Source organism: Niabella pedocola (assembly GCF_021044425.1).
In the GTDB taxonomy this organism is placed as follows: Bacteria; Bacteroidota; Bacteroidia; order Chitinophagales; family Chitinophagaceae; genus Niabella; species Niabella pedocola.
On record NZ_JAJNEC010000003.1, the window covers coordinates 369,725 to 381,813 of the forward strand.

At 49.4% G+C, this 12,089-nt stretch carries 9 protein-coding genes; 5 read left to right on the plus strand and 4 right to left on the minus strand.

The annotated features are described in order from the left end of the window. Positions 1–134: 134 nt before the first annotated feature. From LQ567_RS02750 to LQ567_RS02760, 3 genes are all read right to left on the minus strand, one after another. The gene (locus LQ567_RS02750; RefSeq protein ID WP_231002568.1) at positions 135–902 is read right to left on the minus strand and encodes a hypothetical protein; all 768 of its coding nucleotides are present in this window, start codon (positions 900–902) and stop codon (positions 135–137) included. Between the two features lie 143 nt (positions 903–1,045). Further along, positions 1,046–1,480, minus strand: coding sequence for a heavy-metal-associated domain-containing protein (locus tag LQ567_RS02755; RefSeq protein ID WP_231002569.1), 435 nt, complete (start codon positions 1,478–1,480; stop codon positions 1,046–1,048). Between the two features lie 91 nt (positions 1,481–1,571). Next, on the minus strand, positions 1,572–3,986 hold the full coding sequence (locus LQ567_RS02760) for a heavy metal translocating P-type ATPase (protein ID WP_231002570.1): 2,415 nt from the start codon (positions 3,984–3,986) through the stop codon (positions 1,572–1,574). A 276-nt stretch (positions 3,987–4,262) separates the two neighbouring features. Between LQ567_RS02760 and LQ567_RS02765 the strand changes: the two genes are divergently transcribed. Together LQ567_RS02765 and LQ567_RS02770 are read left to right on the plus strand one after the other, a co-directional pair. Next, positions 4,263–4,919, plus strand: a complete 657-nt coding sequence (locus LQ567_RS02765) for a (4Fe-4S)-binding protein (RefSeq protein ID WP_231002571.1) — start codon at positions 4,263–4,265, stop codon at positions 4,917–4,919. Positions 4,920–5,627: 708 nt separating this feature from the next. After that, positions 5,628–6,002 (plus strand): hypothetical protein, encoded by a 375-nt coding sequence (locus tag LQ567_RS02770; protein WP_231002572.1) that lies wholly within the window; start codon positions 5,628–5,630, stop codon positions 6,000–6,002. 206 nt (positions 6,003–6,208) lie between these two features. On the opposite strand, the gene LQ567_RS02775 is transcribed toward LQ567_RS02770, so the two are convergent. Further along, positions 6,209–6,397, minus strand: a complete 189-nt coding sequence (locus tag LQ567_RS02775; protein ID WP_231002573.1) for a hypothetical protein — start codon at positions 6,395–6,397, stop codon at positions 6,209–6,211. Between LQ567_RS02775 and LQ567_RS02780 the strand changes: the two genes are divergently transcribed. Genes LQ567_RS02780 through LQ567_RS02790 form a run of 3 tightly spaced genes read left to right on the plus strand, consistent with a single transcriptional unit; the run spans position 6,382 to position 12,085 of the window. Next, positions 6,382–7,467 (plus strand): efflux RND transporter periplasmic adaptor subunit, encoded by a 1,086-nt coding sequence (locus LQ567_RS02780; RefSeq protein WP_231002574.1) that lies wholly within the window; start codon positions 6,382–6,384, stop codon positions 7,465–7,467. The two genes, LQ567_RS02775 and LQ567_RS02780, sit on opposite strands and share 16 nt — an antisense overlap. A 24-nt stretch (positions 7,468–7,491) precedes the next feature. Continuing rightward, positions 7,492–10,656, plus strand: a complete 3,165-nt coding sequence (locus LQ567_RS02785) for an efflux RND transporter permease subunit (protein WP_231002575.1) — start codon at positions 7,492–7,494, stop codon at positions 10,654–10,656. Beyond that, the gene (locus LQ567_RS02790; protein ID WP_231002576.1) at positions 10,649–12,085 is read left to right on the plus strand and encodes a TolC family protein; all 1,437 of its coding nucleotides are present in this window, start codon (positions 10,649–10,651) and stop codon (positions 12,083–12,085) included. The genes LQ567_RS02785 and LQ567_RS02790 overlap by 8 nt, the downstream gene beginning before the upstream one ends. Positions 12,086–12,089: the final 4 nt, after the last annotated feature.

A 12,089-nucleotide genomic window follows, 5' to 3' on the forward strand; every position in this document is an offset into this window, starting at 1 on the left:
ATATCCAAATAACCGGAACAAGCCCGGGATGACATTTTCAAAGCGACAGGTTATTCTTTTAGTCCTGCTGTCCCGATCAATCGGTATCGTTCCGGCATCTGTCCCGTTTAGATCCTGAACAGGAACGGTTCCGGCTATCCATGATGGTGCGCGTGGTGCTGCTGTGGCAGGTTTGAATGGGGTGCTTCTTTTACATCCAGCGTGAAATCTGCCGTGTATACCGTGCCGTTGATGTTAAACTGGATCCACATCCGGTAAAGACCTGCCTTTTGAAATTGCGTATGTGCCACTACCGGAACATCCGTACCCGCCTGGGGATGAATGTGCAGAAAGTCTTTATCATCCTGGTGAATGAGGATCAGGTGTGCCACGGCGCCAAGATAAGGTAACAGCTCGGTCGCTCTCAACAGTTTCCCTTCACGCCCGATCCGGAAGGGAAGCTCGGCGGCAGCTCCCGTATGCAAGGGCGCTGTAAGATCAATTTCAATATCAAGGTTGGCGGTAGTTGCGGTTAATTTTTCGCCGGTTGCTGTGGCTGCATGAGGGCCGTTGCCCGCAACGGTTAATGGAATCCGGTCCGCCACGGCCGTTGCTCCCTCTGGCTGGTAGTCTGCATACAACAGGTAGTTGCCGCTGCGGGGAAAGGTAATTGTGATCCTGTAACTGCCGTCTGCCTGTAATTCCGGGTGCAGGTGCCGGAACCAGGTAAGGGATGCATCCAGTACGATCAGGTGAAATGCGGCCTCGTGGTGTTGCACCAATGGCACCGGTTTTCCGGATGCTGTATGCCGGATGGGCTTAAATGAAAGCGGTGTTTCCTTCCCCGGGATAATGGATTCCGGCGCTGTTAAAAGATGCATTTGTACATCGGATCCGGGAACAGGGTGTACGTGATGATTCATATACTTATTTTTTATGCCGGTTTAGAAAAGACATTTACAGCGCATTCTGAAAACCATTAAGAAGTTAAGGATCATTAAGGTCATACAAAACTTAACGACGCTTCATATCTTAATGGTTCCTGAACGGCTGTTTTAAAGGGCTATTAAACAGCCTCGATCTTAAATCCTGCGTTTTTTACGGTATTGATGATTTCTTCAGAAGTGGCACCGGCAGTTTTTACAGTAAGGATCTTATCCTTGTTCAGCGTATCAACATGCCATTCGGCAATGCCGCTGTTGCCATCCAGTGCCGGTCTTACGGTTGCCACACAGCCACCGCAGTTGATATTCGTTTTAAAACTCAGGGCGGTGCCTGCCTGCGGTTCATCTTCCGGTGCAATACCGGCCACTGTATAACCGGCCTTTTCAATGGCTGCGGTAACCGCAGATTGCTGCTGCGGGTCGTTCAGGACTATTGTGGCTTGGCCTGCCTGAATTTCATTTACCTGAATACCTTCCACATTACCGAGTGCCTGTTGAACGCGTGCCTGGCAATGGGTACTTTGCATATCGGGAATAGCGATTTGAATTGTTTTCATAATTATTATTTTTCTTTTATAAGTTCAGACACAAATTTCGTTTCTGCCGGCCGGTGAACCATTACATCATTCCGGATAATTCTTACATGTTTTACCGTTTCCATTTCAAACGTAGGCTATTGGTAACTACACTTACGCTGCTGAGTGCCATTGCGGCTCCGGCAATCATGGGGTTGAGCAGGAACCCGTTCACCGGATACAATATGCCCGCCGCTACCGGAATGCCAATCACATTGTAAATAAAGGCCCAAAACAGGTTCTGCCGGATAGTGGCTACCGTTTGGCGGGACAACTGAATGGCTTCCGGGATCTTGTTCAGATCCGATGAAATAATCGTCATCTTAGCCACATCCATTGCGATATCACTGCCTTTACCCATTGCGATGCTTACATCGGCCTGTGCCAGTGCTGTGCTGTCGTTGATGCCATCGCCTACCATCGCTACGGTGTTACCCTGCGCCTGCAGTTGTTTTACAAAGGCGGCTTTCTGTTCGGGCAACACCTCTGCCTTGTAGGCATTGATACCGGTTTGCCGGGCAATAGCTGCTGCAGTGGCTTCATTATCTCCTGTTAGCATGTATACCTCGATGCCAGCCTGCTTTAACGTTTGTATGGCCTGTTGGGATGTGTGCTTGATCTGGTCGGCGATGGCAAATACACCCAATGCCTGTTGTTCGTCGGCAAACCAGATCACGGTTTTGGAGGCGAGGCTCCATGCTGCGGCCTTTTCTAAAAACGACGCATCGATCCGGATCCCTTTTTCATCTAACAGCCTGCGGTTGCCGGCATAGTATATCATTGTTCCGGCGCGGGCACTGGCACCGCGGCCGGTTAAGCTTTCAAAGTCTGTAATAGCCGTGGGGGATAAGTCTCCGAAATGTTTTACCACGGCTTCTGCAAGCGGATGCTCCGATTGTTTTTCAATGCTGAAGAAAAGCTGTTTTAAACGGGCGTCTTCAGTTGCCCAGTAACTATCGGTAACCACCGGCTTCCCTTCGGTAATGGTGCCGGTTTTGTCCAGCACGATCGCCGTTATTTTTTTAGCCAGCTCCAGGCTTACAGCGTCCTTGATGAGGATGCCTTTTTCTGCACCCTTGCCAATGCCAACCATAATGGCGGTAGGTGTGGCCAGGCCCAGGGCACAGGGACAGGCAATTACCAGAACCGTGGCAAAGGCGATCAGGCCCTGTGTAAATCCATTATCGCCTCCCAGCAGGATCCAGCTGGCAAAAGCCAGGATGGCGATACCGATAACAACGGGTACAAAGATGCCTGCAATTTTATCCACGAGCTTCTGTACCGGAGCCTTGCTGCCCTGTGCTTCCTGTACCATACGGATGATCTGCGCCAGCATGGTTTCGGATCCTACTTTATCAGCCCGGAACCGGAAACTGCCTTTCTGATTAATGGTACCTGCAAATACGGCGTCGTTTTCATTTTTTAATACCGGCACCGGCTCCCCACTCAGCATGCTTTCATCAATATAGGAACTACCCCCCGTAACCAAACCGTCTACGGCTATTTTTTCACCGGGCTTTACCAGGATGATGTCTCCTTTTTGTACCGCTTCAATGGGCTGTACAACTTGCTGGCCATCGGCCCGGATAATGGTAACGGTTTGGGGCTGTAGTCCCATTAACTTTTTAATAGCCGAAGATGTATTCCCTTTTGCTTTTTCTTCCAGCAGCTTTCCAAGAAGAATAAAAGTGATGATCACCGCCGCCGCTTCAAAGTACACGTGCCCATGCAGTCCGCGGCTATGCCAGAACCCCGGGAACAGCGTATTGAACACACTGAACAGGTATGCCGTTCCGGAACCAAGCGCCACCAATGTATCCATATTGGCCGAACGGTGGCGGGCCTGTTTCCAGGCGTTGATAAAGAAATCTTTTCCAAAGTAAAGTACCACGGGTGTGGAAAGTACCCACATGATCTCATTGGCATAGGGCATGTCCATAAAGAACATACCGATAATCACCAACGGAACCGTGATCAGGGCTGCCCACAGCGTTTTCTTTTTGAGCGCTCCGAATTTTTTCTGATGGATGGCTTCCAGCGTTTCGGCTTCTTTTTCCGCGCTTTCGATCAACAGGTCGTACCCGATGGATTGGATCGCCTTTTGCATGCCGGCGGTATCAATGATATTGGGCAGGTATTCTACCGCCACGGAAGTAGTGGCAAAATTTACCGACGCGGATACGACCCCCGGCTGGTTTTTCAGCATGCTTTCCACGCTGATGGCACAGGATGCACAGGTCATGTCCAGTACCGGGATGTTCTTTTTTACGGTGGGTACATCATAACCCAGGTCGCGGATCGCTGATACTGCTTTTGATACCACTTCAATTTCGTCGGTAGTAATCACCGCCCGGCGATTGTTCAGCTCCACTTTATGCGTAGCAATGCCGGCCACTTTGTCCAGTCCCTTCTCTACAATAAGGGCACAATGTTCACTTTCTACACCTTCCAGCGGGATGGCTATTGCGTTTAACGGATCGGTTGTCATAATAATCGTTTTGTGATTCCCTGCAAAGTTCGTTCAGGCAACTGGCAGCACTGTTACACAATTATGGATTTGGTTTATATAATTGCAAGGTCTGTTGGTTACAGAGGCGTAAGGTTCAACGCGGTAGCAATGACCGGCGGTTTCGGCGTCTTTGTTTCCGTAAGCAGCGATATATTTACAGAAATGAAAAGGAACTGGATGCTGTGACCGTCCACTTAACCTGGATTAACCGGAGAATAAACGAAATAATGTAGCTTGCTGTCTAAATAAAAAGGTATGAAATACAGATTCGAAAAACCAATAAATGCTGCAATCGGCACTGAAAAATACCAATGCGCCATTACCTGGCGTAATGGTGGTTTTATTGCGGATGAGCCGGTAAGCCAGGGTGGGCGGGACAGCGGTCCGGATCCCTATACCTTGTTGCTTTCTTCGCTGGCATCCTGTACACTGATCACCCTGCGGATGTATATCGACCGCAAGGGATGGGAGGTACCCGAGATCCGGGTAAATACCAATATGTACAGCGAGATCCGGGAGGGGGCAACCATTACGGTCATTGACCGGGATATTTATTTTCCACAGGCGGTACCCGATGATCAAAAGCTGCGTTTGCAGGAAATTGCCAAAGCCTGCCCGATATCCAGGATACTGGAAAACCAGGTTACGGTACGTACGTTTATGCAGCGGGATCCGGAGACAGCGAAGAAGATCCTTTACCAAAATGATTCAATCGCGGTGGTTTGGCGTCCTGAGCTGTGCCAGCATGCCACCCGTTGCTGGAAGGAGCTGCCGCAGGTATTCCGGCCGAAGGAGAAAAAATGGGTAGATGTAGATGGTGCCCCTGCAACGCAGATCATTGAACAGGTGCATCGCTGCCCCAGCGGGGCGCTGGCAGTGGAGGCGATTGTAAAAGATGCAGGCGCTGCGTAATAATGCTGACGCTTCTTGCGGTTGTTTTTTTACCGCAGAGTGCGCAAAGCATCTGCAAAGTGCGCGATGGTAAGTTGAGCCGGCATCTGAGTACTCTTTGCGAATAGTGCTGTCCCCTTGCGTTCTTAGCGTTTAAAATAATCCCAAGGTTTGTAAGCCCTTAATGCTGACGCTTCCAGTGGTTGTTTTTTTACCGCAGAGTGCGCAGGGAACACGCAAAGGCCGCTATGATAAATTGGGCTGACGGTATTCTTTGCGAGCATTGCAGCCCTCTTGCGATCTTTGCGTTTTAAAATAACCCCGAGGTTTGTAAGTTCTTAATGCTGAAGCTTCTTGTGGTTGTTTTTTACCGCAGAGCGCGCAGGGAACACGCAAAGGCCGCTATGATAAATTGGGCTGACGGTATTCTTTGCGAGTATTGCAGCCCTCTTGCGATCCTAGCGTTTTAAGATAACCCCGAGGTTTGTAAGTTTTTAATGCTGACGCTTCTTGCGGTTGTTTTTTACCGCAGAGCGCGCAGGGAACACGCAAAGGCCGCGATGATAAATTGGGCTGACGGTATTCTTTGCGAGCATTGCGGATTCCTTGCGCTCTTAGCGTTTAAAAATACCCCCCCAACCCGTAATACTTAAAGCACGGTGTTATAAAATATTTAAATTGAAAAGTATTTTTTTGCAAAACAGCCGGAAGAATTAATTTTACGCCCTTATGAAGCGGGGCGGTGTTTTGATAGTGGTTTACAGTCTGCTGTTTGCGGGGGGATTTTTAATATGGAATTCTGCGCAAAAAGCGGCACACCGTTCTCCTGCCCCGGTATTTGTACAAAAAGACGCCCGTTACTCTGCCACACCGGATCTTCCTGTTTTTCCCCCTGATCTTTTTCTGGATCGCACCGATGACAAGGAAGAAGACGTGGCGCCAGGGCTGCATGAACATACTTTTGCCGATGTACCGCACTGGGTTTTTAATTGGGTCACCAACCGGCTGCTTCATATTCACGATAAAGAAAAACCATACCGGCGACCTTATCCGGCCTGTCTGACTGCGGGGAAATATATTTTCTTCCGCTCCATCCGGGTATGACGGCTGCAGCCCAGCGTTAAACACCATATTCTACTTCAGATTCGCTGGAATGATCTTAAAACGCGTCTGCGTATTCTACAACAATATAAATCAAAATTACCAACCCCGGCCACCAGTTAGCCGGAGCAATACTTATAAACCATAAGGAAGGGTATAAGATAAGCGCATGCGCCGGAACGCATATCCCGGATGTACGGATTACAGGGTCATCGCAGGTGCAAAAGTCTTCTGTTTACGGCACCGGTGATGCCGAATCCGCCGTAGTTGTTTCCCAAACCTTTCACTCCGGTAAGTGTTACTTCCGCAGTTGTGGCCATTTTTAGCAGCCTCCAGTTTTCCAGCTGAGCCGGCTGTACTCCTTTAAAATTTCCATTCAACAATGAACAAAGTCGCATTGCTGATCAGCTTGTGCGTGATTACGTACGGAACAACAGGCTGTAAGTCGAGCAAAGAAGAAAAAGCAGAAACCGAATCGTTTTCCGTTACCAGTCCATTAAAAATCGATACCAATTATGTAAAAGAATATGTCGCACAATTGCAATCGGTGCGCAATGTAGAAATACGCGCCCAGGAGAAGGGATATCTTGAAAAAAGCTATGTAGACGAAGGGCAATATGTAAAGGCCGGCCAGGTCTTGTTCCGCATCATGCCCCGGATTTACGAAGCAGAATTTCAAAAAGCCAAGGCGGAAGCGCATTCTGCCGAACTGGAAATGCAAAATACCCGTTTGCTGGCAGATAAAGAGATCGTTTCCAAAAATGAGCTCGCCCTGTCGAAAGCAAAATACGATGTAGCGAAGGCCGAAATGACCCTGGCCGGAGCACATTTATCCTTTACGGAGATCCGGGCACCCTTCAGCGGGGTCATCGACCGGATCCGGTTTAAACAGGGAAGCCTTATTGATGAGGGTACCTTACTGACTACCTTATCCGACAACAGCGGTATCTACGCCTATTTTAACGTATCGGAAAGTGAATACCTGAATTTTAAAACGGATAGCAGTGGTACTACCCAAACACCACTGGCACTTACACTGGCCAATGCCGGCCGGTATCCCTATCCGGGAAGGATCGAAACCATCGAAGGTGAGTTTGACAACACCACCGGAAATATTGCGTTCCGGGCAAAATTCCCCAATCCGAATGCACTTTTAAAACACGGCGAAACCGGAAAAGTGCTGATGCAGATCCCGCTGAGAAACGCACTCGTAATTCCGCAGAAAGCGACCTATGAGCTCCAGGACAAGATCTATGTATATGTAGTGGATAAAGATAATAAAGTACGGTCGCGGAATATTACGGTGCAATATGAATTGCCCAACCTGTATGTGATCGGTGATGGTCTGGAAGCAACCGACCATATTTTGCTGGAAGGCCTGCAAACCATCAAGGAAGACCAGAAAATAAAGCCGGTGTACACCGCACCCGAAGAGGTAGCCCGTAAACTGCAACTCCTGAACCCTTAAAAATGCGATTCCAAAACAGTTTTTATGTTTAATAAATTTATTAACAGGCCCGTACTGTCCATAGTTATTTCACTCATCATCCTATTCCTGGGCATACTGGCGCTTACCCAATTACCGGTAACCCAGTTTCCATCGGTTTCTCCGCCCAAGGTAAACGTTACAGCGGAGTACCCCGGTGCCAACAGCGAACTGATGATCAAGGCCGTGGTGATTCCACTGGAACAGGCCATCAACGGTATTCCCGGTATGAAATATATGGCCTCCGATGCCGGTAACGACGGGGAAGCCAGCATCCAGGTGGTTTTTGAACTAGGTACCGATCCGAATCTGGCTTCTGTAAACGTTCAGAACCGTGTGGCGGCAGTCGTAAACAAATTACCCCCTCTGGTAGTACGTGAAGGCGTAAAGATCACCCGGGAAGAATCCAATATGCTGATGTATGTAAACCTGTACAGCGACGATCCCAAGCTGGATGGCAGCTTTATTTACAACTTTGCCGATCTGAACCTGCTTGCGGAACTGAAACGCGTGAACGGAGTGGGGTTTGCGGATATCCTGGGCGATAAAGAATACTCTATGCGGGTATGGCTGAAGCCCGACCGTATGCTGGCGTATAAGATCACCGCTAATGAAGTAATGGAAGCGCTCAGTGATCAGAGTCTTGAGGCATCACCAGGCCGTTTGGGAGAAAGTTCCGGCAAGAAGTCACAGGCCTTTGAATATGTACTTAAGTATACCGGCCGGTATAACAAGAAAGAAGATTATGAGAACATCGTGCTGAAAACCGGGCCAGACGGTCAGTTGTTGCACTTAAAAGACATTGCCGATATTGAGCTGGGCAGTGCCTTCTATAATATTTATTCAAAACTGAACGGGCGCACATCGGCGGCGATTGTGATCAAACAATCTTATGGAAGTAATGCCAGTGAAGTCATCAAAAATGTAAAGGCCAAGCTGAAAGAGATCGAAGAATCCTCCTTTCCCAAAGGTATGCATTACGAGTTGAGCTATGATGTATCCAAGTTCCTGGATGCATCCATGGAAAAAGTAATACACACGCTGGTAGAAGCCTTTATCCTTGTAGGGTTTGTAGTGTTCCTGTTCCTGGGCGACTGGCGTTCGACCCTGATCCCCATCCTGGCCGTACCTATTTCACTCATTGGTACCTTCTTTTTTATGCAGTTCCTGGGCATTACATTAAACCTGATCACACTCTTTGCCCTTGTGCTGGCAATCGGAATCGTGGTAGATGATGCCATTGTGGTCGTAGAAGCGGTGCACGCAAAAATGGAAAGCGAGGGCCTGAGCGCCAAAGCCGCTACCATGGCGGCCATGCATGAAATAGGCGGTGCCATTATTGCCATTACGCTCATCATGGCTGCGGTATTCATTCCCATTGCCTTTATGTCGGGGCCGGTAGGTGTATTCTACCGTCAGTTCTCGGTTACTATGGCAACGGCCATCATTCTTTCCGGTATTGTGGCGCTTACATTTACCCCGGCTATGTGCGCCATGATCCTGAAAAATACACATGGTAAAAAGAAGGCAACGGTGATCAACCGCGCTATTGACGGCTTTAATAACTGGTTTAACAATTTGCAGGGCTGGTATAAGAAGCTGGTGTCAGTCATTGTAAATCGCCGTGTACTTACGTTTCTGGTGCTGGCCGCCTTTATTGCCGGAACCTGGGGCCTCAGTACGGCTGTGCCCGCCGGCTTTATTCCCGGCGAGGATCAGGGCATGTTCTACGCCATTATTGTTACCCCTCCGGGATCTACACTTGAGCGTACGGACGACGTAGCGGCCCAACTGCAGCAAATCGCTTCCAAGATGGACGACATCCAGTCGGTATCGACTACCGCGGGATATGAAGTACTGTCGGAAGGAACCGGCTCCAATTCCGGAACCGTACTGATCAACCTGAAGGATTGGAGCGAACGCAAACATTCGATGCAGGAGGTGATGGAAGCGCTGGAGGAAAAAGCCAAAAACATTAAGGGGGCCACGCTGGAATTCTTTCCGCCGCCCGCTGTACCGGGCTATGGTGCGGCCGGTGGTTTTGAATTGCGGTTACTGGATAAAGCGGGTACGGGCGACTATAAATTAATGGAAACCGTTAGCCGTGACTTTGTAAAAGAGCTGAACAAACGGCCCGAACTGAGCTCTGTATTTACGTTTTACAGTGCCAGTTTTCCACAATATCAGCTGGCGGTGGATAACGACAAGGCCAAGCAAAAAGGTGTCTCTGTTGAGAATGCGATGGACAATCTTTCCACATTGGTGGGCAGCAACTATGAAACAGGATTCATCAAATTCGACCGACCCTATAAGGTAATGGTGCAGGCACTGCCACAGTACCGGCAGTTACCGGAAGATGTATTCAATTATTATGTAAAAAATGATCATGATGAAATGGTGCCTTATTCGGCTTTTATGACCATGAAGAAAACCTATGGGTTATCGGAAATCACACGGCATAATATGTACAACGCTTCAGAGATCAGCGGAGGATCCGCCCCCGGCGTTAGCAGTGGTACGGCGATTGATGTGATCAACGAAGTGGCTAAAGAAAAACTGCCCAGAGGTTTTGGTATCGATTGGGCGGGGATCTCAAAAGACCAGACCCGCCGCGGCAACCAGGCCATCTATATCTTCCTGATATCGCTGGTGTTCGTATACCTGGTGCTGTCTGCGCAATACGAAAGTTTCGTATTGCCGCTGCCCATCCTGCTTTCATTGCCCATCGGCATCTTTGGTGCATTTTGTTTTCTAAAGATCTTCGGACTGGAAAATAATATCTATGCACAGATCGCCATGGTTATGCTGATTGGTATCCTGGGAAAAAACGCCGTGTTGATCGTGGAATATGCGGTACAACGGCACCGCGACGGCTATTCACCGGCGCAGGCAGCTATTGAAGGAGCGGCGGCCCGGTTACGCCCGATATTGATGACATCCTTTGCATTTATTGCCGGTGTGATTCCGCTGATGGTAGCTACCGGCCCCGGAGCCATCGCCAACCATACCATCGGATCCGCAGCAGCAGGGGGGATGTTATTTGGTACCCTCTTTGGTGTGCTCATTATACCCGGCCTGTACTACATTTTTGCCCGCATATCGGAACGGCATATCCTGGTGGAAGATGAAGAAGAAAACCCGTTAACAGAAGAAATTGATCATAATGAATAGCATTAAAATATACCTGATCGGTACTGCAGCCTTTGCCTTCGCGGGCATTACGGGTTGTAAAGTGCCGGCCATAGTGAACCACGAAGTAAAAACGGCGCCGCCGCCATCCTTTGAAGCTTCGCCGGCGGATACCCTGAGCAGTGCGTCCGTAAGATGGCAGGACTTTTTTGCCGATCCTTACCTGCTAAAACTGGTGGATACGGCGCTCCATAATAACCGGGAGTTGCTGAGTACCCTGCAGGAAATTGAGATCGCCCGCAATGATATCCGGGTAAAAAAAGGAGAGCTGTTACCCAGCGTAATGGCCAAGGCCGGAAGCGGGGTAGAAAAAGTAGGCCGCTATACCAGCCAGGGTGCGGGAGATGCCTCTACGGATATTGAACCGGGCAAGGAAATACCCGATGTCCTGGGTGATCATGAGCTGGGGCTTTATGCCACCTGGGAAGCCGATATCTGGAAAAAACTGCGCAATGGCAAACAGGCGGCGGTGGATCGCTACCTGGCCACCGTGGAAGGTAAGAACTTTGTTATGACCAACCTCGTTGCAGAGATCGCGGATTCCTATTATGAACTGCTGGCGCTGGACAACCAGCTGGCTATTGTAAAAGAAAGTATACAGTTGCAGAAGAATGGACTGGAGATCGTAAAGGTGCAGAAGGAAGCGGCAAGGGCTACCGAACTGGCGGTTAAAAAATTTGAAGCAGAAGTGCTCAATTCCCAAAGCCGCGAATACGAGATCCTGCAGCAAATAAAGGAAGGAGAAAATAAGATCAATTTCCTGCTGGGACGAAATCCCCAGCCGGTAGAACGGTCTTCCGGCGGCTTTTTAACCGCGTTGCCCCGGCAAGTAAGTACAGGCATCCCGTCGCAGTTGCTGGCCAACCGGCCGGATATCCGTCAGGCAGAACTGGCATTGGCGGCAGCCCGGCTGGATGTAAAGGTGGCCCGGGCGGCTTTTTATCCTACACTGGATATTTCTGCGGCAATCGGATTGCAGGCGTTTAAACCTTCCTACCTGGCAAAGTTGCCGGAATCGGTGCTCTTCTCCCTGGCGGGCGAACTGGCCGGGCCGCTGATCAACAAAAATGCCATCAAAGCGGAATTTGCGAGCGCCGATGCGCGTCAGCAGCAGGCACTGTATGCGTACGAAAAAACCATATTAAATGCCGTACGGGAAGTATCGAACGAACTATCCAATATCAGCAACCTGGAGCAAAAGTACCAGCTGAAAAATAACGAGGTAAACGCATTGGGCCGGTCTATTGCTGTATCCAATGAATTGTACAAGGCCGCAAGGGCCGATTACCTGGAAGTATTGATGACGCAGCGGGATGCATTGGAATCCCGGCTGGAGCTGGTAGAAACCCGGGAGCAGCAGTTCAGTGCGGTTACCCATATTTACCGGGCATTGGGCGGTGGATGGAAATAATTGA

Coding starts and splice junctions, on each gene's coding strand:
- LQ567_RS02750 (WP_231002568.1), bottom strand. CDS start 902: ATGAATCATCACGTACACCCTGTTCCCGGATCCGATGTACAAATGCAT.
- LQ567_RS02755 (WP_231002569.1), bottom strand. CDS start 1,480: ATGAAAACAATTCAAATCGCTATTCCCGATATGCAAAGTACCCATTGC.
- LQ567_RS02760 (WP_231002570.1), bottom strand. CDS start 3,986: ATGACAACCGATCCGTTAAACGCAATAGCCATCCCGCTGGAAGGTGTA.
- LQ567_RS02765 (WP_231002571.1), top strand. CDS start 4,263: ATGAAATACAGATTCGAAAAACCAATAAATGCTGCAATCGGCACTGAA.
- LQ567_RS02770 (WP_231002572.1), top strand. CDS start 5,628: ATGAAGCGGGGCGGTGTTTTGATAGTGGTTTACAGTCTGCTGTTTGCG.
- LQ567_RS02780 (WP_231002574.1), top strand. CDS start 6,382: ATGAACAAAGTCGCATTGCTGATCAGCTTGTGCGTGATTACGTACGGA.
- LQ567_RS02775 (WP_231002573.1), bottom strand. CDS start 6,397: ATGCGACTTTGTTCATTGTTGAATGGAAATTTTAAAGGAGTACAGCCG.
- LQ567_RS02785 (WP_231002575.1), top strand. CDS start 7,492: ATGTTTAATAAATTTATTAACAGGCCCGTACTGTCCATAGTTATTTCA.
- LQ567_RS02790 (WP_231002576.1), top strand. CDS start 10,649: ATGAATAGCATTAAAATATACCTGATCGGTACTGCAGCCTTTGCCTTC.